The sequence below is a fragment of the Kribbella sp. NBC_00889 genome (assembly GCF_045207705.1).
In the GTDB taxonomy this organism is placed as follows: Bacteria; Actinomycetota; Actinomycetes; order Propionibacteriales; family Kribbellaceae; genus Kribbella.
This window is the reverse complement of sequence record NZ_CP108783.1, coordinates 5,856,655-5,881,191: the sequence shown is the minus strand read 5'-3', so window position 1 is coordinate 5,881,191 and position 24,537 is coordinate 5,856,655. Positions and strand designations below refer to the sequence as shown.

At 68.4% G+C, this 24,537-nt stretch carries 27 protein-coding genes and 1 pseudogene; 20 read left to right on the top strand and 8 right to left on the bottom strand.

The annotated features are described in order from the left end of the window. Nucleotides 1–26 precede the first annotated feature (26 nt). The 4 genes from OG817_RS28705 (at nt 27) to OG817_RS28690 (ending at nt 3,461) form a co-directional block, all read left to right on the top strand. Nucleotides 27–821: an SDR family NAD(P)-dependent oxidoreductase gene (locus tag OG817_RS28705; RefSeq protein WP_406047687.1), complete on the top strand. Its 795-nt coding sequence runs from the start codon at nt 27–29 to the stop codon at nt 819–821. Between the two features lie 79 nt (nt 822–900). Continuing rightward, nucleotides 901–1,530, top strand: a complete 630-nt coding sequence (locus OG817_RS28700) for a TetR/AcrR family transcriptional regulator (protein ID WP_406047686.1) — start codon at nt 901–903, stop codon at nt 1,528–1,530. Between the two features lie 18 nt (nt 1,531–1,548). Then, nucleotides 1,549–2,670 carry a peptide chain release factor 2 gene (prfB, locus tag OG817_RS28695; protein WP_396395566.1) on the top strand — a complete coding sequence of 374 codons (1,122 nt, stop codon included), beginning with the start codon at nt 1,549–1,551 and terminating at the stop codon, nt 2,668–2,670. Next, complete coding sequence (locus OG817_RS28690) at nt 2,670–3,461, top strand: pentapeptide repeat-containing protein (protein ID WP_406047685.1); 792 nt, start codon at nt 2,670–2,672, stop codon at nt 3,459–3,461. The genes prfB and OG817_RS28690 overlap by 1 nt, the downstream gene beginning before the upstream one ends. On the opposite strand, the gene OG817_RS28685 is transcribed toward OG817_RS28690, so the two are convergent. Then, nucleotides 3,418–4,872 (bottom strand): MFS transporter, encoded by a 1,455-nt coding sequence (locus tag OG817_RS28685; protein WP_406047684.1) that lies wholly within the window; start codon nt 4,870–4,872, stop codon nt 3,418–3,420. The genes OG817_RS28690 and OG817_RS28685 overlap by 44 nt on opposite strands. A 101-nt stretch (nt 4,873–4,973) precedes the next feature. Between OG817_RS28685 and OG817_RS28680 the strand changes: the two genes are divergently transcribed. After that, nucleotides 4,974–5,879, top strand: coding sequence for a helix-turn-helix transcriptional regulator (locus OG817_RS28680; RefSeq protein ID WP_406047683.1), 906 nt, complete (start codon nt 4,974–4,976; stop codon nt 5,877–5,879). 29 nt (nt 5,880–5,908) lie between these two features. Here the strand turns inward: OG817_RS28680 and OG817_RS28675 are convergent, their stop codons facing one another. Continuing rightward, the gene (locus OG817_RS28675; RefSeq protein ID WP_406047682.1) at nt 5,909–6,817 is read right to left on the bottom strand and encodes a LysR family transcriptional regulator; all 909 of its coding nucleotides are present in this window, start codon (nt 6,815–6,817) and stop codon (nt 5,909–5,911) included. 73 nt (nt 6,818–6,890) lie between these two features. Here OG817_RS28675 and OG817_RS28670 point away from each other — a divergent pair, with 73 nt between their 5' ends. The 4 genes from OG817_RS28670 (at nt 6,891) to OG817_RS28655 (ending at nt 10,555) form a co-directional block, all read left to right on the top strand. Beyond that, a complete protein-coding gene (locus OG817_RS28670) occupies nt 6,891–7,796 on the top strand; it encodes an EamA family transporter (RefSeq protein ID WP_406047681.1) in 906 nt (301 codons plus the stop codon). A gap of 23 nt (nt 7,797–7,819) precedes the next feature. Beyond that, nucleotides 7,820–8,113, top strand: coding sequence for an antibiotic biosynthesis monooxygenase (locus OG817_RS28665; RefSeq protein ID WP_360445311.1), 294 nt, complete (start codon nt 7,820–7,822; stop codon nt 8,111–8,113). A 4-nt stretch (nt 8,114–8,117) separates the two neighbouring features. Further along, nucleotides 8,118–9,179 carry a serpin family protein gene (locus OG817_RS28660; RefSeq protein ID WP_406047680.1) on the top strand — a complete coding sequence of 354 codons (1,062 nt, stop codon included), beginning with the start codon at nt 8,118–8,120 and terminating at the stop codon, nt 9,177–9,179. Nucleotides 9,180–9,388: 209 nt separating this feature from the next. Beyond that, nucleotides 9,389–10,555, top strand: coding sequence for a serpin family protein (locus OG817_RS28655; RefSeq protein ID WP_406047679.1), 1,167 nt, complete (start codon nt 9,389–9,391; stop codon nt 10,553–10,555). Here the strand turns inward: OG817_RS28655 and OG817_RS28650 are convergent. Both OG817_RS28650 and OG817_RS28645 read right to left on the bottom strand, forming a co-directional pair. Continuing rightward, nucleotides 10,536–11,084 carry a TetR/AcrR family transcriptional regulator gene (locus tag OG817_RS28650; protein ID WP_396395558.1) on the bottom strand — a complete coding sequence of 183 codons (549 nt, stop codon included), beginning with the start codon at nt 11,082–11,084 and terminating at the stop codon, nt 10,536–10,538. The genes OG817_RS28655 and OG817_RS28650 overlap by 20 nt on opposite strands. After that, nucleotides 11,081–11,524 (bottom strand): SRPBCC family protein, encoded by a 444-nt coding sequence (locus OG817_RS28645; RefSeq protein WP_406047678.1) that lies wholly within the window; start codon nt 11,522–11,524, stop codon nt 11,081–11,083. Before OG817_RS28645 ends, OG817_RS28650 begins: the two co-directional genes overlap by 4 nt. A gap of 83 nt (nt 11,525–11,607) precedes the next feature. Here OG817_RS28645 and OG817_RS28640 point away from each other — a divergent pair, with 83 nt between their 5' ends. From OG817_RS28640 to OG817_RS28620, 5 genes are all read left to right on the top strand, one after another. After that, nucleotides 11,608–11,802: a hypothetical protein gene (locus OG817_RS28640; protein WP_393387242.1), complete on the top strand. Its 195-nt coding sequence runs from the start codon at nt 11,608–11,610 to the stop codon at nt 11,800–11,802. Nucleotides 11,803–11,806: 4 nt separating this feature from the next. Further along, a complete protein-coding gene (locus tag OG817_RS28635; protein ID WP_406047677.1) occupies nt 11,807–12,484 on the top strand; it encodes a PhzF family phenazine biosynthesis protein in 678 nt (225 codons plus the stop codon). Nucleotides 12,485–12,573: 89 nt separating this feature from the next. Continuing rightward, on the top strand, nt 12,574–13,416 hold the full coding sequence (locus tag OG817_RS28630) for a nitrilase-related carbon-nitrogen hydrolase (protein WP_360445297.1): 843 nt from the start codon (nt 12,574–12,576) through the stop codon (nt 13,414–13,416). 28 nt (nt 13,417–13,444) lie between these two features. Beyond that, nucleotides 13,445–14,851, top strand: a complete 1,407-nt coding sequence (hydA, locus tag OG817_RS28625) for a dihydropyrimidinase (RefSeq protein WP_406047676.1) — start codon at nt 13,445–13,447, stop codon at nt 14,849–14,851. 17 nt (nt 14,852–14,868) lie between these two features. Further along, the gene (locus OG817_RS28620) at nt 14,869–15,861 is read left to right on the top strand and encodes a TIGR03842 family LLM class F420-dependent oxidoreductase (RefSeq protein ID WP_406047675.1); all 993 of its coding nucleotides are present in this window, start codon (nt 14,869–14,871) and stop codon (nt 15,859–15,861) included. Here OG817_RS28620 and OG817_RS28615 read toward each other — a convergent pair. Continuing rightward, nucleotides 15,831–16,382 (bottom strand): winged helix-turn-helix transcriptional regulator, encoded by a 552-nt coding sequence (locus OG817_RS28615; protein ID WP_406047674.1) that lies wholly within the window; start codon nt 16,380–16,382, stop codon nt 15,831–15,833. The genes OG817_RS28620 and OG817_RS28615 overlap by 31 nt on opposite strands. A 29-nt stretch (nt 16,383–16,411) precedes the next feature. Between OG817_RS28615 and OG817_RS28610 the strand changes: the two genes are divergently transcribed. The 3 genes from OG817_RS28610 to OG817_RS28600 all read left to right on the top strand — a co-directional run bounded on the left by OG817_RS28610 (nt 16,412) and on the right by OG817_RS28600 (nt 19,542). After that, nucleotides 16,412–16,789, top strand: a complete 378-nt coding sequence (locus OG817_RS28610) for a VOC family protein (RefSeq protein WP_406047673.1) — start codon at nt 16,412–16,414, stop codon at nt 16,787–16,789. Further along, nucleotides 16,786–17,121, top strand: a complete 336-nt coding sequence (locus OG817_RS28605) for a YciI family protein (RefSeq protein ID WP_406047672.1) — start codon at nt 16,786–16,788, stop codon at nt 17,119–17,121. Before OG817_RS28610 ends, OG817_RS28605 begins: the two co-directional genes overlap by 4 nt. A gap of 78 nt (nt 17,122–17,199) precedes the next feature. Next, nucleotides 17,200–19,542 (top strand): hypothetical protein, encoded by a 2,343-nt coding sequence (locus OG817_RS28600; protein WP_406047671.1) that lies wholly within the window; start codon nt 17,200–17,202, stop codon nt 19,540–19,542. Between the two features lie 44 nt (nt 19,543–19,586). On the opposite strand, the gene OG817_RS28595 is transcribed toward OG817_RS28600, so the two are convergent. Continuing rightward, entirely contained in the window at nt 19,587–20,000 is a 414-nt protein-coding gene (locus OG817_RS28595; protein WP_406047670.1) for a cytidine deaminase family protein, read from the bottom strand. Nucleotides 20,001–20,020: 20 nt separating this feature from the next. Continuing rightward, the gene (locus OG817_RS28590) at nt 20,021–21,229 is read right to left on the bottom strand and encodes an ABC transporter substrate-binding protein (protein WP_406047669.1); all 1,209 of its coding nucleotides are present in this window, start codon (nt 21,227–21,229) and stop codon (nt 20,021–20,023) included. 235 nt (nt 21,230–21,464) lie between these two features. On the opposite strand from OG817_RS28590, the gene OG817_RS28585 reads away from it, so the two are divergent. The 3 genes and pseudogenes from OG817_RS28585 to OG817_RS28575 all read left to right on the top strand — a co-directional run. Beyond that, complete coding sequence (locus OG817_RS28585; RefSeq protein ID WP_202867746.1) at nt 21,465–21,674, top strand: type II toxin-antitoxin system VapB family antitoxin; 210 nt, start codon at nt 21,465–21,467, stop codon at nt 21,672–21,674. Next, entirely contained in the window at nt 21,671–22,108 is a 438-nt protein-coding gene (locus OG817_RS28580) for a PIN domain-containing protein (RefSeq protein WP_406047668.1), read from the top strand. The genes OG817_RS28585 and OG817_RS28580 overlap by 4 nt, the downstream gene beginning before the upstream one ends. 99 nt (nt 22,109–22,207) lie before the next feature. Continuing rightward, nucleotides 22,208–23,347: pseudogene (locus OG817_RS28575) on the top strand (MFS transporter); the annotation flags it as partial. Between the two features lie 12 nt (nt 23,348–23,359). On the opposite strand, the gene OG817_RS28570 reads toward OG817_RS28575, so the two are convergent. Further along, nucleotides 23,360–24,409 (bottom strand): carbohydrate kinase family protein, encoded by a 1,050-nt coding sequence (locus OG817_RS28570; RefSeq protein ID WP_406047667.1) that lies wholly within the window; start codon nt 24,407–24,409, stop codon nt 23,360–23,362. Between the last annotated feature and the right edge of the window lie 128 nt (nt 24,410–24,537).

Sequence of the window (24,537 nt, the reverse complement as noted above, 5' to 3'; positions counted from 1 at the left end):
CACGGCAGAAAGGGCACCATGGGGTGATGAAGATCGAGCTGAACGGACGGCGGGCGCTGGTGTCGGGATCGAGCCAGGGGATCGGGCTGGCCATCGCCACCGAACTGGCCCGGGCGGGTGCGGCAGTGGTGGTGAACGGACGCGGTGAGGAGAAGACCAGCGCGGCCGCGGATCAGGTCCGCAAGGAGGTGCCGGACGCGGACGTGACGGCGATCGCGGCCGATCTCGCCTCGGCCGAAGGCGCCGGCGTACTGCGGGATCGGCTCGGCGAACTGGACATCCTGGTCAACAACCTGGGCATCTTCGGCGCCAAGCCGGTGCTGGAGATCGACGACGACGAGTGGCGCCGGTACTTCGAGGTGAACGTGCTGTCGGCGGTCCGGCTGATCCGGATGTATCTGCCGGGGATGATGGAGCGCGCCTTCGGCCGGGTGATGAACATCGCGAGTGACTCGGCCGTGGTGACGCCGCTCGAGATGGTGCACTACGGGATGACGAAGACGGCTCTGCTCGCGGTGACGCGTGGCTACGCGAAGGCCGCCGCGGGGACCGGCGTGACGGTGAACTCGGTGATGGCGGGCCCGACCCACACGCCGGGCGTCGAGGACTTCGTGCACGAGTTGGTCGGTGACGACCTGCCGTGGGACGAGGCGCAGCGCCAGTTCATGAAGGAGCACCGGCCGTACTCCCTGATCCAGCGCCTGATCGAGCCGCCCGAGATCGGCAACCTGGTCGTCTACCTCAGCTCCGACCTCGCGTCCGCCACCACCGGCGGCGCGGTGCGCGTCGACGGCGGCTACATCGACTCGATCCTGCCGTAGACCCTCAGCTGAGCAGATCCAAGAATGTAGTGACTACAAGATTGGATGGAGTAAAGCAGGGTGCCTTACGCTCTGTCGAATGGAGACGGGGCGGCGGGAGCGGAAGAAGCAGCAGACGCGGCAGGCCATCTCGGATGTCGCGACCGCGCTGTTCCTCGAGCGCGGCTTCGACGCGGTGACGGTGGCCGAGGTCGCGCGCGCGGCGGACGTCGCCGTACAGACAGTGTTCAATCACTTCCCGGCCAAGGAGGATCTGTTCTTCGACGAGCAGGGCTGGTGGACCCGGCCCGCGCGGTCGATCCGGGAGGCGCCCGCCGGGGCGGATCCGGTGGATGTGCTGGAGGCGGCGTACCTCGCAGAGACCCGGGATCGGCTCGAGGCCGGGCATCTGGCGACGTGGAAGCAGTTCGTCCGGACGATCGAGAGCAGCCCGGCCCTGCTGGCCCGTCGCCGGCTGAACGCTGCCGAGATGGAGAAGTCACTCACCGAGGCCCTCGACGAGCGGAATCCTGGGCACCTCAGAAACCGTTTGATCGCTGCGCAGTTCGCCGCCGCGCAGAAGGTCCTGGAAGAACAGCTGATGCGGCTCCTGCCCGACGAAGCGTCCGCGGATCAGGTGCGGGAAGCCCAAGCAAAGCTGGAAAGGGCAGTCGCAGAGGTCTTCGGAGTACTCCGGCATGGCCTAGCTTTACCGGCTACCACGGCCTAGCGGGTAGGCTGCTTGGTTGTGGCTGGACTGGATTTTGACGCGGAGCTCAAGCAGCTCGACGCGACGCTGACCTCGATCGAGAAGGTGCTCGATCTCGATGCGCTGCGCCGGGAGATCGCCGACCTCGGTGAGCAGGTCGCCGCGCCGGACCTGTGGGACGACCAGGCGAACGCGCAGAAGGTGACCTCGCGGCTGTCCAGCCTGCAAGCCGACGTGGAGCGGGTGACCGGGCTGCGGAGCCGCCTCGACGATCTCGGCGTGATGATCGAGCTCGGCCGGGAGGAGAACGACGCCGACAGCATCGCCGAGTCGGAGAAGGAGATCGGCTCGCTGAGCAAGGCGATCCAGTCCCTCGAGGTCCGCACGCTGCTGTCCGGTGAGTACGACGAGCGCGAGGCGCTGGTGACGATCCGCTCCGGTGCGGGCGGTGTGGACGCGGCCGACTTCGCCGAGATGCTGCAGCGGATGTACCTGCGCTGGGCCGAGCGGCACGGATACGCCACCGAGGTCTACGACACGTCGTACGCCGAAGAGGCCGGGCTGAAGTCGACCACGTTCGGGGTCAAGGCGCCGTACGCGTACGGCACGCTGAGTGTGGAGTCGGGCACGCACCGGCTGGTGCGGATCTCGCCGTTCGACAACCAGGGCCGTCGGCAGACCTCGTTCGCCGCGGTCGAGGTGGTTCCGGTGCTGGAGCAGACCGACGAGATCGACGTTCCCGAAGAGGAACTGCGGATCGACGTGTACCGCTCGTCCGGCCCGGGTGGCCAGAGCGTCAACACGACCGACTCGGCGGTCCGGATCACACACATCCCGACCGGCACCGTGGTCTCCTGCCAGAACGAGAAGTCGCAGCTGCAGAACAAGGCCAGCGCGATGGTGATCCTGAAGGCCAAGCTGCTGGCGCTCAAGAAGGCCGAGGAGCGGGCCCAGATCGACGCGTTGCGCGGTGACGTGCAGGGCTCGTGGGGTGACCAGATGCGGTCGTACGTGCTGCACCCGTACCAGATGGTGAAGGACCTGCGCACGCAGTACGAGTCCGGCAACACCTCCGGTGTCTTCGACGGTGAGATCGACGACTTCATCGAGGCCGGCATCCGCTGGCGCCGCACCGGCCAGACGGTTGCCGAACACAACTAGTGCAGCGCACTGATCTTCGCGCCGACTGCAGCAGTTGCTTCGGCCTCTGCTGCGTTGCGCTGACGTTCAGCAAGTCAGCGGACTTCGCGATCGACAAGCCCGCAGGTGAGGCTTGTCCCAATCTGAGTGAGGACTTCCGCTGCACGATCCACAGCAAGCTGCGGGCGAGCGGCTTCCAGGGCTGCACGGTCTACGACTGCTTCGGCGCCGGCCAGGAGATCTCCCGCCGGGCCGGCGAGAGCTGGCGCGAACAGCCAGGCCGGCAGATGTTCGCCGCGCTGCCCATCCTTCGTCAGCTGCACGAGCTGCTCTGGTATCTCACGGAAGCCCTTGAATACAAGGCGTTCGAGGCCGAGATCCTGGCGGCGATCGAGCGGGTCGAGAGTGTCGCCAGTACTGCGGACCTGACGAAGGTCGACGTGATCGCGGAACGGGCCGTGGTCAACGAGTTGCTCCTGAAGACCAGTCAGCTCCTGCGCGGCAAGCAAAGCAAGAAGAAAGAGCGTCGCGGCGCCGACCTGATGGGTAAGAGCCTCCGCGGCGCGGACCTCGCGAAGGCCAACCTGCGCGGTGCCTACCTGATCGGCGCCGACCTGCGCGACGCCGATCTCCGGCAAGCCGACCTGATCGGAGCAGATCTTCGCGACGCCGACCTGCGCGGCGCAGACCTGACCGGGGCGATGTTCCTCACCCAGGCTCAGGTCAACGCCGCGCGTGGCGACAGTGCGACCAGGCTTCCGTCGGCGGTTACGCGCCCGTCCCACTGGGGCGCGAACCCAGCCGGTGCGTGACCGGCGTCATCAGCAGTGAGATGACGGTGATGCTCAGAGCCACCGCCGCGAGTGCTCCGCCTTGTCCCCACGACGTGCCGGCCAGCGCCAGGTACGCTGTACCGACGATGGCTGCGCCGAAGGCGAGGGTCGTCTGCTGGCTGGTGAGCAGGATGCCGCTACCCAGTCCCGCCTGTGCCGGCGGGACCTGACCGACGACCACGCCGATGAGCGGCACCATCACCAGTCCGCTGCCGAAGCCGGCGATCAGCATCGGTACGGCGAGCGTCCAGGGCGTCACGTTCGGCCAGGCCATCAGCGTGATGACGGCCAGTACGGCGTACCCGACGGCCTGGATGATCCAGCCGCGGAGGATGAGGCCGGCGCCGTACCGCTGCTGCAGCCGCGGACCGTAGACCGAGGTGATCAGGAACCCGACCGCCATCGGCAACAGGCTCAGACCACCTTCCAGCGGAGACATGTGGGCCTCGCCCTGCGTGGCGAGCGCGAAGACGAACATGAAGCCGCCGAACGTGGTGAAGAACGCGCTCGCGAGCAGCAGGCCGAGCCGCATCGCGCGGAGCCGCAGAACCGTCGGCGGGATCAGCGGAGCGCGACCTGACTGCTCAGACCGGTGCTGGTGTATGCCGAGTACTGCCACAGCCGGAATGACCGCGGCCAAGGAGAGCCACGTCCAGAGCGGCCAGCCGAGTGGGCGTCCTTCGGTGAGCGGCAGAAGCAGCAGTACGAGGGCCAGTGCGAGCAGAGCGGCGCCGACGAGGTCGACCCGATGTGCCTTTTCGGCCTTGGTCTCCGGGAGCAGCCGGATCGCGGCGGCGAGCGCCAGCACGCCGACCGGGACGTTGACGAGGAACACGGCCCGCCAGCCCAGCCCGAAGACATCAGCCTCGACCAGCACGCCGCCGAGGATCTGGCCGAGCGCAGCCGCGGCACCGCCGGCCACACCGAACATGGCCATCGCGCGGGCGCGGTGCTCGCCGGTGAGCAGGCTGGTGATCGACGCCAGGACCTGCGGTGTCATGGCAGCGGCCGCAGCGCCCTGGACGACACGAGCCGCGAGGAGTACGCCGATGGTCGGGGCGATCGCGCAGATCAGCGACAGCAGGGTGAATCCGGTCAGGCCGATCAGGAACAGGCGCTTGCGGCCGAACCCGTCGCCGAGGCGGCCGCCGACCACCAGCAAGGTGGCGTTGGCGATGCCGTAGCTGCCGACGACGAGTTGGAGCTCGCCGGAGGTCGCGTGCAGGTCCGAGCCGATCGCCGGCAGCGCGACGTTGATGATGAAGAAGGAGAGCATCGGCAGGAAGGCGCCGAAGAGGAGAGTGGTCAGTGCCACCGGGCCCAGCGGCGACGCGACGGCACGCGGCCGGGCGGAAGCACCGGTGGCGGTGGCCTGGAGCTGGTCTGTCATACCTCCAGCCTGCGCGCGCTCGGAGCCTGGTGGTGAGAGCCTGGTTATCCTGGTATTGACACCACCTGGCACCAGGCTGGATCTCACGCCAGGATAGGACCATGACCACCATCCCAGCCACCACCGACAGAATCTCCGCGCCGGCTCCGACACCGGCGTCCGCGGACACGACGGGCAGCGTGGTCAAGGCGGAGCAGCGGAGGGAGCTCGGGGTGTTCCTGCGCAGCAGGCGGGAGCGGATCCAGCCGGAGGAGGTCGGCCTCGCGCCGGGTGGCCGGCGGCGGACGCCGGGGCTGCGGCGGGAAGAGGTCGCGCTGCTCGCCGGAGTCGGCGTCACCTGGTACACCTGGCTCGAGCAGGGCCGGGACATCAACGTGTCGGCGCAGGTGCTCGAGGCCGTGGCCAACACGCTGCGGCTCGACCGGCTGGAACGCAACCACCTCTACACGCTGGCCGGCGTCCAGCTCGGCCCTGCGCGCGGCGAGTGCTCGGTGCTGCCCGCGTCGATCCAGAAGATGCTCGACGCCGTCTCGCCGTACCCGGCGCTCGTGCTGAACTCGCGCTACGACATCCTCGCGTTCAACGACGCGTACTGTGACGTGGTCCTGGACATGCGTGCCATCCCGGTCGAGGAACGCAACATGCTCTGGCTGACCTTCGTGTCGCAGGAATGGCGGTGCAGCTTCGCGGAGTCGGAGTCGATGAAGCACCACATGGTCGCCGCGTATCGGGCCGCGCTCGCCCACCACCTGGGCGAGCCGGTGTGGCAGGACCTGACTCAGCGGCTCCTCGCGAGCTCCCCGCTGTTCGCGGAGCTCTGGGAGCGGTACGACGTCGCCGCGCCGAGCACCCGGATCAAGGTCCTGGACAACGCCAAGGTCGGCATTCTGCGCATCGAGCCGGCCACCATGTGGCTGACCCAGGCCGGCCAACTCCGCGCCAACGTCTACACCGCCGCCGACGAGGACACCGAAGCCAAACTCCGCATCCTCGTCGGGGCCGGCTGAGGGGCGCTCAGCCGGGCGATCACATCCGATCAGGCGGTGTCGCGGTCAGGCCAGACCGTCGTCAGGGTCTGCAGGGTGACGGCGATCGCCGGGCGACGGGCGGTAGTCGTGCGCCAGACGGCGTACAGGCGGCGGCTCGGGACCGGCTGCAGCGGTACGACGACCACAGCGTCGGGGAGCGTGCCACGGCCGAGCCGGGGGAGCAGGCCGATGCCGATGCCTCGGGCAAGCATCGCCAACTGCGTCTGGTACTCCGCGACCGAGTAGGCGATCTCGGGCTCGACGCCGGCCCGGCGCATCGTCCGGACCAGCCATTCGTGACAGATCGAGCCGGCCGGTTGGCAGATCCATCGCTCCCCGACCAGGTCCTCCGCCCGGACAGACTCCTTGCCGGCCAGGCGGTGCGCCGCCGGGACGAGGACGTCGGCCGGATCGGAGCCGAGCTTCACCCGGGACAGTCCCTCCGGCAGGCTGAGCGGAGTGTTCTGCCAGTCGTGCACCACCGCCACGTGGATCTCCCCGCGACCGACCGCGGCAACCGCCTCGAACGGATCGGTCTCGGTCACCCGCACATCCAGACCCGGGTTCTCGTCGATCAGCCGCGCCAGCGCCTGCGGCAGGAGGCCGCGCGCGGCGGTCGGGAACGCGGCGATCTTCAAGGTGCCGATTGCCTGTCCACGTTGCTCTTCCAGCGTCAGTTCAGCGTCCTCGACCAGTTCAAGGATGCGCGCGGCGGTCGACGCCAGCTGCCGGGCGGCGTCGGTGAGGACGATCCCGCGTCCCTGCCGCTCGATCAGCGTCGTCCGTGTCTCGCGCTCCAGCTTGGTCAGCTGCTGGGAGACCGCCGATGGCGTGTAGCCGAGCACCTCGGCCGCGCGGTTGACCGACCCGTACTGCGCGACGGCGTGCAGGGCACGGAGCCGGCCGAGATCGATCATTCAGCACTCCTAAAGTGATGGCGGTAGCAATCGGTGCTGGTCCTTAAGTGTACGCCGACCCAGACTGGACCGCATGAAACCTCGTGACCTGCTCCTCGCGCTCGCGGTCGTCGTGGTCTGGGGCGTGAACTTCGTCGTCATCGAGGTGGGCCTCGAGGACTTCCCGCCGCTGCTCTTCTCCGCCTTGCGCTTCTTCTTCGCCGCCGTCCCGGCGATCTTCCTGCTCGGCCGTCCACCGGTGGCCTGGCGGTACGTCGTCGGGGTCGGTCTCGCGCTCGGGGTGGCGAAGTTCGGGCTGCTGTTCACCGCGATGGATCATGGCGTCCCGGCCGGACTGTCGTCGCTGGTGCTGCAGTGTCAGGTGATCTTCACGGTCCTGTTCGCGGTCGTCGTACTGCGGGAACGGCCGCGCAAGGCGCAGGTGATCGGCATTGCGATCGCCTGCCTCGGGATGGTGCTGATCATGCTCGATCGCGGACTGGCCGCACCGCTCGGCGCGCTGTCGTTGGTGATCGTCGCCGGTGCGTTCTGGGGCGTGTCCAACACCATCACCCGCTACGCCAAGCCGCAGGACACCTTGCGCTTCATGGTCTGGGTCAGTGCGGTCGCCGTCGTACCCCTGCTCATCCTGTCGCTCCTCACCGAGGGACCGCACACGGATCTCGAGGCCCTGCGCGGGATCGACCTGACAGGCATCGGGGCGATCGGCTACCTCGCCTTCGCCGCAACGCTGTTCGGATTCGGTGCCTGGGGCTACTTGTTACGCCAGTACGACGCGAGCACCGTCGCACCCTTCTCTCTGTTGGTGCCGATCGTCGGCATGGCCGCGGCGTGGGGGTGGCGCGGTGAGGCAGTCGGCCTGCAGCAGGCTATTGCGGCGGTCCTGGTGATCGGTGGCATGGCGTGCACCGTCGTACGACGCCGGCCTCGGACCAAGGCGGACGCCGAGCGACCGGCGCTGGTGGAGCCCGTCGGCTGATCCGGTGTGAGAGGGTTGGCCGCATGGTGCTCGAAGTGGCGTTGTTCGATGTGATCGCCGGCCAGGAAGACGCGTTCGCGGCCGCCTATCTGCAAGCCCGCAAGCAACTCGAGAACGCCGACGGCAGCCGGACCATTCGGATGTCGCGCGGTATCGAGACCTCGACGCGCTTCGTGCTCCAGGTCGAGTGGGACTCGCTCGAGGCGCACGAGGCGTTCCGGGCGAGCGAATCCTTCGGTGTCTGGCGCGGCCTGATCGGCCCGCACTTCGCGAACCCGCCGCACGTCGAGCACTTCACCGACGTCCAGGACAGTTGACCGGATGGATGCGCAGCAGGTCAGTCGGCTGACCGCTCGGTGGATCGAGAAGCTGCCCGGCGAGGGCAGCACGGTTGTCTCCGGGCTCGGCATCCGGCCGTTGCTCGCGATCCTTGCCCAACTGGCCGTCGGACCCGCGCGGGACGAACTCGTCGAAGCCGCCGGCGGACCGTACGACGGTCTGCTGCAGACCCCCGAACTCCGGATGGCGCTCGGTCTGTGGACGCGGCCGGAGGTCCCGCTGCAGCCGGGAGTCGACCGGTTCCTGCCGCCCGAGGTCCGCGGCACGTTGACCGATCAGGCGGCGCTGGACGCGTGGGTGGTCGAGCAGACTGACGGACTGCTGGACCGGATGCCGATCCAACTGACGCCCGACGTGCTGCTGGTGCTTGCGTCCGCGTTGGCGTTGCGGACGAAGTGGGTGCTGCCGTTCAACGAGTATCCACGCGATGGGCAACGGTGGCTGAGCCGGAGCGACGATGACCTCGACAGCGTGCGCGTGTACGAGAGTGCGGCCGGACCGTTGACCGTGGCAACAGTCGTCGGCACTGGGGAGTTCGACGTACGGCTCGTGGTCGGTGAGACCGGTCGTGGGCGGGGCGCTGTGCTGGCGGCCGCGGTCGAGCTGAGTGACGACGGCGTGAGCGGGTCGGAGGTGCTGGCGGCTGAGGCGTCGGCGCCGGCTCTGGAAGTGATCGACTCGATGTCGCCGGTGCCGTCGGTGCTGTTGTCGTTGCCGTACTTCGAGGTCGATGCCGAGCATGACCTGCTCGAGCATCCGGACGTGTTCGGGCTGACGTCGGCGATGGATTCCAGCGAGGGGCATTTCCCTGGCCTGAGTTCGCAGCCGTTGGCGATCGACCAGGCCAAGCAGGCGGTGATGGCTCGCTTCTCCGCTACCGGCTTCGAAGCGGCCGCCGTCACGACGATGGCGATGGCCGCCGGTTCCGCGCCGATGCCTGGCGCGAAGGCATTGCTCGTATCACTGGTGCAGCCGTTCGGGTTCATCGCCGTGCACCGGCCGACCGGCGTACCTGTCGTCGCCGGCTGGGTGAACTACTCGTAGGGATTGGCCGGGGCGGTCACAGGTTCGATCGTCTCGACGGTCGGTGCGGCGTCCGTGAAATGAAAATCGGCGTCATCTCGGCGAATAGTCGTGGTGAGGTGCGGACGCCCAGGCCATCACCTCCGCATGGACCTGGCGCATCCGCGGGGAACGACCGCGGAGCCGGGCGATTGTGATGGCCTGGGCGTCCGGCGTGGCAGGGTGGAGATATGGATGCCGACGTGGTGCGCGCAGTCAATGACCTCACCGCTCGCTGGGCCCGCACGCTTCCGGCGGGGAACACTGTCGTGTCCGGGCTCGGTCTGTGGCCGCTGCTCGCGATCCTGGCGACGGCCGCGGATGAGCCAGGCCGGACCGAGTTGGCGCAGGCCGCCGGTGTCGACGCGGCGGCGGGGTCCCAGGACGCCCTGTCGCTGGTTCGGGCGATCGAAGGCTCGGCCGATCTGCATGCGGCGCTGGGCGTTTGGGTGAATGAGCAACTGAAGCTCGCGGAGACGTTCGACAGCGTCGTGCCGGCGCCGCTGATGGGCACGCTCACCGGTCGCGCCGCCGTCGACAAGCCGAAGCTCGACGCCTGGGCCGCGGAGCACACCAACGACCTGATCCGCGAGATGCCGGTCGAGATCAACCCCGACGTCATGCTCATCCTCGCCTCGGCGCTGTCCCTGCGCACCACCTGGGTCCGCCCGTTCACCGAGCAGATCAAGCGCGTCCAGGCTGGACCGTGGGCCGGCGGCCGGTGGCATTGGCTGGAGCGCGTCGACAGCGACCTCGACGCCGTACGGCGGTACGACGACCTGACCGTGATCACGGTTCGCGGCGATGCGGATGTCGACGTACTGCTCGGGGTTGGATCGGGTTCGCAGCCAGAAGTGCTCGCGGGTCTTCTCGGTGCCGCGGCCCGTCCGGCTGACGGCCTACCTGGGAGTGCGCTGATCGATCAGGGGGAGCCCGGTACGGAGCTCGCGCCGGGGGTGAAGGTGGGGCAGACCACGGCGCCGCGGCCCGATCTGAAGCTGACGCTGCCGTCGTTCAATGTCGAGGCCGAGCACGACCTGCTGGAGTTGCGTGAGCTGTTCGGGTTGACCACGGTCACCGCGGATCCCGGGGTCCGCGGCCACTTCAGTGCGATCAGCCCGGTGCCGCTCGCCGTCGGGCAGGCGAAGCAGAAGGTGCTCGCGCGGTTCTTCGCGACCGGGTTCGAGGCCGCGGCGGTCACGTCGATGGCGATGGTCCGGGCCTCGATGCCGACTCGCCAGGCCCGCCGGCTCGAGGTCGCGCTGGATCAGCCGTTCGCGTTCACCGCAGTACTGCGGGAATCGCGGCTGCCGATCGTTGCCGGCTGGGTCGCAACCCCTACAGAGCCGGGAGACTGAACAGCCGGTTCAGCAGCGCGGACGCCTCGTCGACGCCGACCTGGTCGCCGGTGAGGAGCAGGTCGAACAGCAGACCGCGTGACGCCGCCAGACCGAGCCGCGCGTACGCCGGTGCCTCGTCGGGTGGGATGCCCGCGCGGATGCACAGCTCGATCACCGGCGGAAGCCAGACGTTGATCAGGTCCGCCTTGAGTGCCTCGGTGTGCGGGCGATTCTGCATCGCGTGAGCGCTCAGCTCGAAGAACAGCGGCCCGTAGATCAGCGCCGCCTCGGTGACGCGGCGCCAGAACAGGTCGTTCTGCTCCTCCACCGGCAGATCGGTGGCCAGCACCTCGGTCAGCAGGTCGCGCTGTTGCTGCTCGACGGTCCGGACCACTTCGGCGAGCAGTCCTTCGCGGGAACCGAAGTGGTAGATCAGCATCCGGTGGCTGGTGCCGATCGAGCCCGCGATGCTGCGCAGGCTCGCGTCGCCCACGCCGTGTTTCGCGAAGTGCTCGACGGCACCGTCCAGCAGGCTCTCTCGGCTCACTGGGTGTCAGTGGTCGGGGTCGTCTGCTCGCTGACCTGCTTCAGCTTCTCCGTCTCCGTCTCGATATAACGCTGCGTGAGACTCGCGTACAGCCTGCCGAACAGCCAGCCGAGCGGACCTTCCTGAATGATCGTGGCGGTCGCGACCGTGCCCTCCGGCGTACTAATGACGCGGTGACCGCCGGTGGTCTTCAGGCCGGGCGCCCGGGAGACCCACTCGAAGTACTCGCCTTCCTTGAGGTCTGTCACCTCCCAGACCGCGGGCCGGAGCTTCGGCTGGCGGATCCGCGTCTTGGAGCCGACGTGGATGCGACCTGCGTCGAGCCGCTCGACGGAGTCGATGGTCGTCGGGGTCCACTCGGGCCACCTGGCGACGTCGCTGTAAACCTCCCAGACCCGCTGGGGCGTGGCCTGGACCTTGACTGAATGATCGAAGCGCATGTACCAAATGGTACATCAGGTCTTTGTCAGGCTTCGACAGGCGTCTGCTGTGGCTTCACCCGCGCCAGGTAGGGTCTGGGGCCATGGCTGACCAGAACGTCCCGCAGAACGTCGACAACGAGCAGGACCCGGGCGCGAACACCCAGATGTTCCGCGCCTTCGTGAGAGAGGGCCAGGCCGAGGCCACCACCGAACCGAAGGTGAACGGCCGGGTGCTGGCTGTCGTCGGCGCCGCCGTGGTGCTCATCGCGGTCATCGCCGCGATCGCCGTCTTCTGAGTCCTTGACCCTGATCCCGGTCGACGTCGTCCGGGTCTTCACCGACCCCGACGGACGCTTCGGCAACCCGCTCGGCATCATCGACGGTGCCCTCGTGCCGCCCGCGGACCGGCTGCGGGTGGCCGCCGAGCTGGGGTACAGCGAGACCGCGTACGTCGACGACGCGGCGTCCGGCGCGATCCGAATCTTCTCCGCGACCACCGAAATGCCCTTCGCGGGCCACCCGACCGTCGGTGTCTCGTGGTGGCTGCACTCCCAGGGACACTCCGTGGACACGTTGCGAGTGCCTGTCGGTGACATCGCCGTCACGCGGCAGGGCGACCTGTTCGCCGTACAAGCGGACACCGCCTGGGGAAGCGATTGGGACTGGCGGGAACTCGAGTCCGCCGAGGCCGTCCTGGCCGCCGAGCCAGCGTCGTACACCGCCGGCCATTCGTATCTCTGGGCCTGGCTGGACGAATCCCGCGGCCTGATCCGGGCCCGCGCCTTCGCACCCGCCATGGGCGTCCGGGAGGACGAGGCAACAGGCTCAGCCGTCACCCAACTGACCGCCCACCTGGCCCGCGACCTCCACATCATCCAGGGCGCCGGCTCCCACCTCTACACCACTCACCTCCCGCCCAGCCGTGCCACAGTCGCCGGGCAGGTCGTCGCCGAAGCCTCCCGCACCGTCACGATCTGAGCGCCCGTTCGGGCTCGGATTTCCGCATCCGTTGACGGTTGTGGGGGCGCGGATGGAGCATGGGTGCTCGGCTAGTTGGGGAGGTTCTGGTGGCGGAGGTTGTCAGGGCTGGGTTGGTGCAGGCGTCGTGGACCGGTGACAAGGAGTCCATGATCAAGGCCCACGAGGAGTACGCGCGGCAGGCGGCTGCGGCCGGGGTGCGCGTGTTGTGCTTCCAGGAGTTGTTCTACGGGCCGTACTTCTGCCAGTTGCAGGATCCCAAGTTCTACGAGTACGCCGAGTCCGTGCCGGGCCCGACGACCGAGCGGTTCGCCGCGCTGGCCAAGGAACTCGGCATGGTCATGGTGCTGCCGGTCTACGAGCAGGAGCAGCCGGGGGTGCTCTACAACACCGCGGCGGTGATCGATGCCGACGGCAAATACCTGGGCAAGTACCGGAAGAACCACATTCCGCAGGTGAAGGGGTTCTGGGAGAAGTTCTACTTCCGGCCCGGGAACCTCGGCTATCCGATCTTCGACACCGCGGTCGGCCGGATCGGCGTGTACATCTGCTACGACCGGCACTTCCCGGAGGGCTGGCGCGCGCTCGGGCTGGCCGGGGCGAAGATCGTGTTCAACCCGTCCGCGACCAGCCGGGGACTGTCGGCGTATCTGTGGAAGCTCGAGCAGCCGGCCTCGGCGGTGGCCAACGAGTACTTCATCGGGGCGATCAACCGGGTCGGCATCGAGTCCGACTTCGGTGACAACGACTTCTACGGTACGTCGTACTTCGTCGACCCCGAGGGCAAGTTCGTCGGGGACGTCGGGCACGACCACGATCCGGAACTGATCGTCCGGGACCTGGACCTGAACCTGCTGGACACGGTCCGCGACCGCTGGCAGTTCTACCGCGACCGCCGCCCGGACGCGTACGGCGACCTGACCAAACCGTAGGACGAACCGTCTCGAAGGAGAATCCGGCATGACGTTGCTGGTCAAGGGTGGGACCGTCGTCGGGCCGACCGGGACGCAGGTTGCGGACGTCCTGGTCCAGGGCGAGAAGATCGTTGCCCTGCTGGATCCGTCGTTCAGCCAGTCGATCACTCCGGACGAGGTGATCGATGCCGCCGGCAAGTACGTGATCCCGGGCGGGATCGACGCACACACGCACATGCAGCTCCCGTTCGGCGGTACAGCGGCCAGTGACACCTTCGACACCGGGACCCGGGCAGCGGCCTGGGGCGGGACCACGACCATCATCGACTTCGCCGTCCAGCGGACCGGCGAGGTCGTCCAGGACGGCCTGGCCGCCTGGCACGCGAAGGCCGACGGCAACTGTCACATCGACTACGCGTTCCACATGATCCTCGGCGGCGTCGACACCGACGCCCTGAAGGCGATGGACCAACTGGTCGCCGACGAGGGCATCACCAGTTTCAAGCTGTTCATGGCCTACCCCGGAGTCTTCTACTCCGACGACGGCCAGATCCTGCGGGCGATGCAGACCGCGCGGGAGAACGGCGCGATGATCATGATGCACGCGGAGAACGGCATCGCGATCGACGTACTCGTGCAGCAGGCACTGGCCCGCGGCGAGACCGACCCGATCTACCACGGCATCACCCGCCCGGCGGCGCTCGAGACCGAGGCGACCAGCCGTGCGATCGCACTGGCCGAGGTGGCGAAGGACTGCCCGCTCTACATCGTCCACCTGTCCGCGAGCGGAGCCCTGGAGGCGGTCGCCACCGCCCGCGACGCGGGCCGGAACGTGTTCGCCGAGACCTGCCCGCAGTACCTGTACCTCACCCTCGAGGATCAGCTCGGTGCGCCCGGATTCGAGGGCGCGAAGTGGGTCTGCTCGACCCCGCTGCGCAGCAAGTACGAGTCGCACGCGAAGGACCTGTGGAAAGGGTTGCGGAGCAACGATCTGGCGATCGTGTCGACCGACCACTGCCCGTTCTGCATGAAGGATCAGAAGGAGCTCGGCGTCGGCGACTTCTCCAAGATCCCGAACGGGATCGGCGGCGTCGAGCACCGGGTCGACCTGATCTACCAAGGGGTGGTGGACGGTCAGCTGTCGCTGGAGCGCTGGGTCGAGACGATCGCGACGACGCCGGCCCGGATGTTCGGGCTGTACCCGCAGAAGGGCATCGTCGCGCCCGGTTCGGACGCCGACCTGGTCGTCTACGACCCGAACGCGACCACCCGGATCAGCGTCGACACGCACCACATGAACATGGACTACTCGGCGTACGAAGGAGTCGAGATCCAGGGCCGGGTGGGCACGGTGATCTCGCGCGGCGAGGTGATCGTGGCCGACGGCAACTACCATGGCCGGAAGGGCCGGGGGAAGTTCCTGCGGCGCGGCCTGTCGTCGTACCTGCAGTAGAACAAGGGGGGAAGACCGTGGACTTCGGAGTGGTGTTCCAGTGTGATCCGCCGGCGTCCGCGGTCGTGGAGCTGGCGCGCAAGGCGGAGGACGCGGGGTTCGGCTACGTCTGGACGTTCGACTCGCACCTGCTCTGGCAGGAGCCGTTCGTCATCTACAGCCAGATCCTGGCCGCGACGCAGCGGGTGATCGTCGGCCCGATGGTGACCAACCCGGGCACCCGGGACTGGACCGTGATCGCGTCCCAGTTCGCCACGCTGAACGAGATGTTCGGCAACCGGACGATCTGCGGGATCGGCCGTGGCGACTCCGCCCTGCGCACGCTCGGGGCGAAGCCCGGCACGATCGACCAGATGAAGGAGTGCGTCCGAGTGGTCCGCGCGCTGGCCCGCGGCGAGACAGTCGAGTATCGCGGCCAGCAGCTGAAGTTCGCCTGGGTCGACAAGGGCGCGCTGGACGTGTGGGTCGCGGCGTACGGGCCGAAAGCACTGGCCGCGACCGGTGAGGTCGGCGACGGCTACATCCTGCAGCTCGCCGACCCCGACATCGCGGAGTGGATGATCACGGCAGTACGACGTTCTGCCGAGGAGGCCGGCCGTGATCCCGCGGCCATCAAGTTCTGCGTCGCGGCACCGGCGTACGTCGGGGACGACCTGGAGCACCAGCGCGAACAGACCCGCTGGTTCGGCGGCATGGTCGGCAACCACGTGGCCGACATCGTCGGCCGCTACGGCACGTCGGGCGCGGTACCGCAGGCGCTGACCGACTACATCGAGGGCCGGAAGGGCTACGACTACGCCGAGCACGGGCGGGCCGGCAACACCCACACCGCCTTCGTCCCGGACGAGGTGGTCGATCGCTTCTGCATCCTCGGCCCGGTCGACCGCCACATCGCCCGGCTGACCGAGCTGAAGGCGCTCGGCGTCGACCAGTTCGCGGTGTACCTGCAGCACGACGGGAAGGAAGAGACGCTCGCGGCCTACGGCAAGGACGTCATCCCGGCGTTCTGAAGCCGTTCCGCTGCTTGGGCCAGGCGGCGGCCGGTGCCGGTCGCGCCGTACAGCGTCGCGGGCGGGTAGTCGGTCGTCACGGTCCTGGAGACGAGGCCGGCGGTCGCGAGGTCCTTGAGGGCCAGGGCGAGGGCGCGGTTCGACATGCCGGGAAGGGCTGCGCGCAGTTCGGAGTACCGGCACTCCCGGTTGAGCACGGCCAGGATCGGCAGCGACCACTTCCGCAGGCCGACGTCCTCCAGTTCGAGCTCGACGAGCAGATCGGTCAGCGCGACGGACGGTTCGCCGAGTCGCTTTCCCTCGATCGTGAGCAGGTACTCCGGCCTCAGCGGGTGCCCGTGACCCGGGTTGCGATCGATCAGGCCTGTGTCCGCGAGGAAGGCGAGCGTACGGCGCAGTGACTCCCGGCTGACGCCGAGCGTGTGAGTGAGGTTCACGAAACGTCCGCCCTGCCCGCGGTGCAGCTCGGCGAGCACCGGGACGGCCCATCGGTAGTGCACCAGGCGGGAGAGCGTTGACACGAAAGTAAGCCTAGTATAAAAACAGGACTATGAGCGGGATCGAGTACGACGGGCGCGCGGTCTGCGCCCTGGACGTGGTCGACCTGGAGCGGTCGCTGCGCTGGTACGAGCAGGCGCTGGGCTTCGAGGTCGTGCACCGGCTGGACGCCTGGGGGTGGGCCGAGCTGAGTACGCCGCTGCCGGGGATCTCGATCGGGATCGGGCAGGTCGAGGACCCGAAGACGGATGGCGGAGTCGTCGTCACCTTCGGCGTACGGGACATCGACAAGGCGCGCGAGCACCTCGAATCGCACGGGACGCGCTTCGACGGTGAGACGCGGCTGGTCGCGGACGAGGTTCGCCTCGCCACCTTCTACGACCCCGACGGCAACACCTTCATGCTCTCCGAGCGGGTGGTGCGGGCGTGAGTACGCCGCCGCGGCCCGGGATGGAGAGCATCACGCTCGTCCTGCTCCGGCGTCCCGCAGACCCGCCGGCCCTGCCCGAGGACGAGCAGGACCGGATCCAGCAGGCACATCTCGCCTTCCTCGACACGCGTCGCAAGGAGGGCGTGATGGGTGCTGCCGGCCCCTTCCGCGATCACGACGACGAGACGCTGCGCGGGCTGTGCCTCTATCGCGTCGGCATCGAGGAGGCCCGCCGCCACGCAGCCGACGATCCCGCCGTCCGCGCCGGCATCCTGACCGCCGAGGCCATCACCTGGTGGTTCCGCGAGGGCGAGGTCCGGCTGCCCAGCTGAGCGTGCCGCGGGCTGTAATGATCGGGCCGCATCGGACAGAAGCTGGGTATGAGAGCTTTCCGCCGATCACTCGTGCCGATGGCTGTGACGTTACTGGTCACAGCCATCGGTCTGTCCTCCCCATCCGCTGCCGCGCCGCCTCCGGCCGTCCAGCCGGCCGGCCTCGAGCGCGCCGTCACCCTGATCACGGGTGACCGAGTGCAGACCTCCCCGGATCTGCGCCAGGTCCGGTTCGTCCCCGGCCCGGGCCGGAAGAACGTTCACTTCTCGATCCACCGGACCCCCGGCGCCGTCTTCGTCGTACCGTCCGACGCCGGCCGGTTGATCGCCGACGATCGGCTCGACCGGCGGCTGTTCGACCTGCGCCAGATGCTCAACTACGACGACGGCCTTCCGCTGGTCGTCACCTCCTCCGGGCCGGCGGCGGTCCGGGTCTCGAAGGCCAAGGCCGCCGACCTGTACGCCGAACTGGCCGGCACCCACCGGTCCGCAGAGCCCATCGGCAAGATCTGGCTCGACGACGGGCGCACCGCGCCGCCCGCTGCCTCAACCGGGGTCAATCTGCTGGTGGTGCCGAGCACCGACGCGATCGAGTACGACGTGCAGCGCTGGCCGCACACCGACGACACTCCGCAGGACAAGACCGTCGCCTACACCAACGACGGCGACCAGCCGGTCCCGCTCGCGCTCGAGGCCGAGCTGACGGCGCCTGACGGCACACCGGCGCCCGAGTCTGCGGTGCAGCTGAGCGCGTCGTCGCTGACCGTTCCGGCACATGGCACCGCTGAGGTCGTCGTCACCTCGAACACCAACCACACCGGGCCCGACGGGCAGTACACCGGCCGGCTGACGGCGCGACTGGCCTCCGGTGACACGCTCACCACCACTCTCGCCGTACTGCGTGAGGTGGAGAGCTACGACCTGACCCTCCGTCACCTCGACCGGACCGGCGCGCAGACATCGGGTTACTACGACTTCCTCATTGATCGCGACGCGACCGAAGGGCACGACGGGTCGCAGGAGTTCTTGGGGGGCGACGGCAGCGAGTACAAGGTGCGGGTTCCCAAGGGGCACTACCTGCTGGAGTCCGTCTTCGGCGTCTACGCCGAGAGCAAGGAATCGATCGATCTGGTCCTGCCGCAGCTCGATGTGACGGCTGATCGCACGATCACCTTCGATGCCCGGCAGGCGAAGCCGGTCAGGCTCTCGGTCCAGGATCAGCGGGCCGGCAACGGATTCACCATCGCCGCCTTCGAACTGGTGACGCCGTTGTTCAACCGCGGCGGCGGCATCGGTGGCACCGGTGATCCGGCCCTGTTCGTCGGTCAGATCGGTCCGACGGTGCCCGGACTGACCAGCACCCTGCACAGCGAGTTCGGCGTCGGCACACCCACCCCGGACGGTGAATACATCGACAGTCCGGTGCTGTACCACCTGAACTGGTCGAAGCTCGACGGATACTTCGACGGCTTCACCAAGGCCGTTCGCGACAGCGAGCTGGCCACGCTGCGGCCGACGATCACAGCGGGCGCCGCAGAGACGACCGCAGCGTGGTTCGCCTGGCGGATCTCGCCCAGGATCGGCATCGACTTCGGCGAGACCTACCGGTACTCCAAGCTCCCGGCCACACCGACCATCCGGGTGACCGTGGCCGACGACTTTCGCTGGCAGCCCCAGGTCCGGTACTCGGGCAGCGACCGGCTCGGCTTCACACAGTCTGCCGTCACCTGCCAGGCCGGGCGGACGTGTCCCAGTCAGTGGGGCGACACGGTCGTGACGCCGGTCGCTGCCGACGCTCGGCTGCTGCAGTTCCAGTCCTTCGACGCCGTCAACCAGACGGACCTCTCGCGGGCGGGTGACGTCCTCACGCTGTCGGCTGCAGGTGCCGACGGGTCCGGACATGTCGCGCGCAGGACCGGTACCTTCACGGTGAGCCCCGACGGAGGCACCCGTGTCAAGGTGCCGAACGACGGGACCGCGACGGTCGACGTCCCGCCGGACGAGGCGACGTACAAGCTGGACCTGGTGACCGTGGGGTCGCCGCTCGGAGTGTCCACCCGGACCATCAGCTCGTGGCGATTCAGGTCCGGTACGACGGCCACCAAGACCGCTCTGCCGCTGTGGACCGTCGGCTACCGGCCAGCTGTCGAGACCGGTGCGACACATATGCTGCCCTTCGAGCTCAAACCGTTGCTCGGAGCAAAGGTCGGCCCGCTGACCACCGTCGGCTTGCAGACGTCAACCGACGACGGCGCGACCTGGCAGCCGGCCAAGGTCCGCGGGACCGGCCTCAACCGGTACGTCGCCGAGATCAGCACCCCGGCGGACGCGCAGACGGTGTCGGTGCGAACCACCGCCGCCGACAGCCAGGGCAACACGGTCGACCAGGAGATCGACCAGGCCTACAGGCTGCATCACTGATCCCGTTCCGGATGGCTCCGGCACTCGGAGCCGTCCGGCGTGGGTCAGGGGTTCGGTGTCCAGCGGTAGGCGCCCGGGAGGAGCTCGGTGGCCAGGACCGAGCCGACGCCCTCGGCAGTCGGCAGGATGACGCGGATGCCTGGGTGGTAGTCGACCAGGATCTGCCGGTCGCGGCCGCACGGGCCGACGACGCCACGGCCTTCGTTGCCTACAGCCACGATCGTGGTGAGCTCGCGCGCGCCGTCCGCCCGGGCCCGGCCGAGCGCCACCAACTCGGCGCACGGCCCGCCGGTGAAGTGGTACAGGTTGATGCCGGCGTACATCCGTCCGTCCACCCCACGCACCGCGGCGCCCATCGTGTAGACGCCATCCGGTCCGTCGGTGTTCGCGTCTACTGTCCGGCGGGCCAGCTCGATCAGCTCGCGGTCGTCGTCGGTGAGTGGGTGCACGGTGATCATGCACCCACTCTGCCATCCGGTCAGCCGGTGATGCGCTTGAGTTCCGCGTTCACCACGGCCTTGACCGCCTTGATCTCGGTGGCCGGATCGGATCCACTGCGGATGATCCGGTTGAGCGCATCGGAGTACGCCGAACTGGACTTGGGCGACCACAGGATCGGGGTCTGGGCGTGCCCGTTCTGGTTGACGAACGTGACCGCGTCGGCGGCCGGGCCGGACTTCAGCTTCTCCGCCTTCGCGGCCAGGCTCTTGCGGGCCGGGATGTGGAAGCCGTACGACTGGGCGAAGTCGAGCTGCTTGTCGGTCTGGCCGACCCACAGCCACTGGACGAACTTCTTCGCCGCGTCGACGTTCTTCGACTTCGCGTTGACGCACGACCCGTACGCGCCGACCGGGACGCTCGGCTTGCCGGTGCTGGCGTTCAGCTTCGGCCACGGCAGTACGCCGTAGTCGTCCGGGAACGCCTTCTCGATCACCGGCAACGTCCACAGGCCGGTGAACTGCATCGCGGTCAGCCCCTGGGTGAACGCGGACGGGTCGGACCAGTCGGTCGGTGCCCCGAGCAACAGAGTCTTCGAGGTGAACAACTCGCGCAGCTTGCGCAGCGACTCGGCCGCGGCCGGGTCGTCGAAGCCGAACTGGTTGTCGTCGGTCAGGTAGTCCAGGCCGGCCGACCAGAGCGCCGGTCCGCCGAGCACGCCGACGCCGCCGTCGTTGCCGACGAACAGGCCCTTCACCTTGTCCGCGGTCAGCGCCTTCGCGGCCGCGAGCAGCTCGTCGACCGTCTGCGGCGGCTGAAGGCCGGCCGCGCTGAGCAGGCTCTTGCGGTAGACGAGCAGCTGCATGTCGGTGACCTGCGGGATCGCGTAAAGCCTGTCCTGGTAGGACATCCGGGCGATCAGCGACGGAGTGAAGTCGTGCCAGGTGTCGCCGAGCAGGTCGGTCAGCTCGACCACCTGACCGGCCTTGATCATGTCGATCGTCGGACCGTTGACGTACTCGAAGACGTCCGGACCCTGGTCGGTCAGCAACGCGGTAGCGGTCTTCTTGTCGTAGTCGCCCGGCGACCACTGGATGCCGACCGTCGCGTCCGGGTACTCCTTCGCGTACCTCTCGACCGCCTGCTGGGTCCCGGCCTCGCCGTACTGGTGATACCACTGCGCCAACGCCGGCTTCGACCCGCCGGACCCGGTCTCCGGCCGCCCCGAGTCGGACCTACACCCAGCCACAGCCAAAGCCGCCAACCCACCACCCGCCGCCAGCACCCGCCGCCTACTGATCCCAGCACCCACCATCAGACGTCCTCCATCCAGCGCAGTCCCACAGCCCGCGCACCACCCAAGACCCTATGACTGGGGTTGGGTCGGACCGGGCAGTTCCACCCAGCAGGCTGTGGCAACGATCCGATGACTTTGCGAGCCAGAGGATATCCAGGTATATATACAACGACATACCGTCGTATATATGAAGACGATGATCGATCTGGACGACGAGGCGTTGGCGCTGGCCGCGAAGGAGCTGGGGACAGTGACGAAGAAGGACACGGTCAACGCCGCGCTGGAGTTCGTGGCCAGGCGGCGCGAACGGATCGAGGCGCTCCTGGACGACCCGTTCGCGCTCGGTGCCGGGCCGGACATCGACGACCCCGACATCATGCGTGAGGCGCGTCGTTGAGCACGGTCGCGTCGGTCGGCAAGCTCTACCTGATCGACACGTCGGCGCAGGCGCGGGCCCGGCATCCGGCGGTGCGATCGATCATCGCCGGGCTGATCGTCGACCGTGCCGCGGCGACCTGTGTCACCGTCGATCTCGAAGCCGGCTATTCGGGACGTGATCACGCCGGCGTGAAGACGATCGGCGAGCGCCGGCGATCGCTGTACGTCAATCTGCCGATCAGCGAGGCGATCGCCGAGCGGGCCCGGGAGGTGCAGGTCCGGATGGCTGCCCGTGGCCATCACCGAGCCGCTGGAGTGATCGACCTTCTGACCGCAGCCGTCGCCGAGCAGCACGGCGCCGTGATCCTGCACTACGACGCCGACTTCGAACACATCTCCGCCGTCACGGGCCAGCCCCACCTCTGGGTGTCCCCGCGTGGAACACTCGACTGAGATACGCTCGCGACATGTCTTCTTCTCGTGACTAGGGAGGGTTCCTGCGCTGGATGGCGCGGTTGAGCCCAGTTTGTTCGGATCTCTAGGAGCGAATTCATGTCCGGCACTTCTCGTGCCGGGAGCTACCGTGATGTTGTCTTGCTGCCGTTCGCGTTGCGCACGTTCGTGCCGGCGTTGTTCGGGCGGCTGGCGTACGGTCTGCTCCCGTTGTCCCTGCTGTTCACTGTCCAGCAGTCCACCAATTCGTTCGCGACCGCCGGGACGGCCGTCGCGTTGTTCGGTCTCGCATCGTTGTCGATGCCCTACAAAGCCCGTCTCGTCGACCGTTTCAGCCAGCGTCGCGTCCTTCCCCTGCTGGCCGCCGGCTCGTCCGTCGCTCTCGTCGCATCGACTCGTACGGCGGACAGCGTCGTACTGCTGCTGGTCGGTACGGCGGGACTCCTCGCACCACCATTGGGACCGTCGATGCGGTCGAACTGGCGGCTGCTCACCGACGGCTCCGACCTGAAGGAACGGGCCTACGCGCTGGACGCCGTCTGCGAGGAATCGCTGTATCTGGGTGGTCCGCTGCTCGCCGGCGTACTGATCAGCGTCGCATCCGCCCGATCGGCGCTCACCTGCTGCGCTGTCCTCATGCTCGCCGGGACCATCCTGATGGTCACGAGCCCGGTCACGACCCACGCAACCGCGGCGCCGCCGAACCGCCACCCGTTGGGGCCGCTCACGATCCGACCGCTACGGCGGATCCTGCTCGTGATCATGGTCACCGCGTCCGGCGTCAGCATCGCCTATCTCTGCGTGGCCGGCGTCGCTCAACGGGCCGGCAACCCCGGCGCGGCCGGGTACGTCGAGGCGGGCATTGGTCTGGGCAGCGTCGTCGGCGGACTCCTCTGGGCGCGCCGGAAACACACGCGGTCCTGGCCGGTTCACCTTGCCGGGCTGATCGGCGTACTTGCCATCGGACTATCGGCAGCGTCGCTTGCACCCAACCTCGTCGTCCTCGGGGTCGTGATGGCGGTCGCCGGGCTCGCTGTGGCGCCACTGTTCGTGGTCGCCTACCTGGCGGCGGACGACGTCACCCCGCCACACCAGCGCACCGAGGCGAGTACGTGGATCAACACGGCCAACAATCTCGGCAGCTCAGCCGGCTCGGTGCTTGCCGGGCTGGCGATCGACCGGGCGTCGCCCACCCAGGGATTCCTGGCCGGCGGCGTACTGCTGGCGGTCGTCGCCGCGACGGTCTGGCGGTCAGGCGTCGGACAGGCGGGCGATGGTGGCCGACGCCCGGCGGACGATCGGGACGGGGCCTTCGGGGAGGACGTCGCCGATGAAGGTGTAGTGCTGCAGGATGTCAGGGTCGACGCCTCCGGGACGGTGCCGGCTGTGGTCGCGGACCCAGTCGATGATGTCGCCCCAGCCGGGGGCCGCGAGCGATCCGCCGAAGTGCTGGACGGACAGGCCCGCGCACAGGTTGCCGAAGGCGAGGCGGTGGGCCAGCGGCCAGCCGCGGAGGGTGCCGAGGACCAGTGACGCCAGGAAGACGTCGCCCGCGCCGGTCGGGTCGTAGGACCGGACCGGTAGGGCGGGGACCTGCTCCTCCTCGCCCGTGGTGGAGTCGATCGCGAGTACGCCGTCCGCACCGTTGGTGACCACCGCGAGCGGTACTCGATCGGCCAACTTGTGCAGCGCGGCCTTCGGCGTGTCGGTGCGGGTGTAGGCCATCGCCTCGCCCGCATTCGGCGTGAACGCGTAGAAACCCTCCAGTACGTCGAGCACAGCCGGGGACCACTCGTCGGTCGGGTCCCAGCCGACGTCGCCGAACAGCAGCGCTCCGGACTCTCGCGCCTCGACGGTCCAGCCGGGCAACTCGTCGGCGACCGGCACGATCGCGGACCGGGTGTTCAGGCCCGGGCCGACCAGTTTGCTCGGGTCGCCCGGGGCCTCGTGGGCGTGGGTGACCATCGCGCGGTCCCGGTCGATCGACATCGAGACGGTGACCGGGGAGTGCCAGTGGCCGATCCGGCGGGAGTGGGACAGGTCCACGCCCTCCTGGTCGGCCAGTGTCCGCCAGCAGAAGTCGGCGTACACGTCGTCGCCGAAGACGGCCGCGAGACCGCTCTTCAGGCCGAGGCGGGCGGCCGCGATGGCGAAGTTCGCCACCCCGCCCGGGCAGGAGCCCATCCCCTCGGCGAAGATCTCGGTCCCGGTGGTCGGCGCGGACTCCAGGCCGGTGAGCACGATGTCGAGGAACACCGTGCCTTGCACGAACACGTCGTACGCGTCGGGTTCGTTGGTCACGGTGACACTGCTCCTTGTCATCCTTGGATCGGTCGCTGGTTGCCGGCGCGGTTCTGTCCGTGCCGGGTGGAATGCTCCTTCGTAGCATCATCGACCGGTCATCACCACGGGTTTGGGAGGACGTTTGT

What these genes read in the sequence shown, in the direction of transcription:
- OG817_RS28705 (WP_406047687.1), top strand. Translation starts at nt 27, where the DNA reads ATGAAGATCGAGCTGAACGGACGGCGGGCGCTGGTGTCGGGATCGAGC.
- OG817_RS28700 (WP_406047686.1), top strand. Translation starts at nt 901, where the DNA reads ATGGAGACGGGGCGGCGGGAGCGGAAGAAGCAGCAGACGCGGCAGGCC.
- OG817_RS28685 (WP_406047684.1), bottom strand. Translation starts at nt 4,872, where the DNA reads ATGACAGACCAGCTCCAGGCCACCGCCACCGGTGCTTCCGCCCGGCCG.
- OG817_RS28680 (WP_406047683.1), top strand. Translation starts at nt 4,974, where the DNA reads ATGACCACCATCCCAGCCACCACCGACAGAATCTCCGCGCCGGCTCCG.
- OG817_RS28675 (WP_406047682.1), bottom strand. Translation starts at nt 6,817, where the DNA reads ATGATCGATCTCGGCCGGCTCCGTGCCCTGCACGCCGTCGCGCAGTAC.
- OG817_RS28670 (WP_406047681.1), top strand. Translation starts at nt 6,891, where the DNA reads ATGAAACCTCGTGACCTGCTCCTCGCGCTCGCGGTCGTCGTGGTCTGG.
- OG817_RS28665 (WP_360445311.1), top strand. Translation starts at nt 7,820, where the DNA reads ATGGTGCTCGAAGTGGCGTTGTTCGATGTGATCGCCGGCCAGGAAGAC.
- OG817_RS28660 (WP_406047680.1), top strand. Translation starts at nt 8,118, where the DNA reads ATGGATGCGCAGCAGGTCAGTCGGCTGACCGCTCGGTGGATCGAGAAG.
- OG817_RS28655 (WP_406047679.1), top strand. Translation starts at nt 9,389, where the DNA reads ATGGATGCCGACGTGGTGCGCGCAGTCAATGACCTCACCGCTCGCTGG.
- OG817_RS28645 (WP_406047678.1), bottom strand. Translation starts at nt 11,524, where the DNA reads ATGCGCTTCGATCATTCAGTCAAGGTCCAGGCCACGCCCCAGCGGGTC.
- OG817_RS28640 (WP_393387242.1), top strand. Translation starts at nt 11,608, where the DNA reads ATGGCTGACCAGAACGTCCCGCAGAACGTCGACAACGAGCAGGACCCG.
- hydA (WP_406047676.1), top strand. Translation starts at nt 13,445, where the DNA reads ATGACGTTGCTGGTCAAGGGTGGGACCGTCGTCGGGCCGACCGGGACG.
- OG817_RS28610 (WP_406047673.1), top strand. Translation starts at nt 16,412, where the DNA reads ATGAGCGGGATCGAGTACGACGGGCGCGCGGTCTGCGCCCTGGACGTG.
- OG817_RS28600 (WP_406047671.1), top strand. Translation starts at nt 17,200, where the DNA reads ATGGCTGTGACGTTACTGGTCACAGCCATCGGTCTGTCCTCCCCATCC.
- OG817_RS28595 (WP_406047670.1), bottom strand. Translation starts at nt 20,000, where the DNA reads ATGATCACCGTGCACCCACTCACCGACGACGACCGCGAGCTGATCGAG.
- OG817_RS28585 (WP_202867746.1), top strand. Translation starts at nt 21,465, where the DNA reads ATGAAGACGATGATCGATCTGGACGACGAGGCGTTGGCGCTGGCCGCG.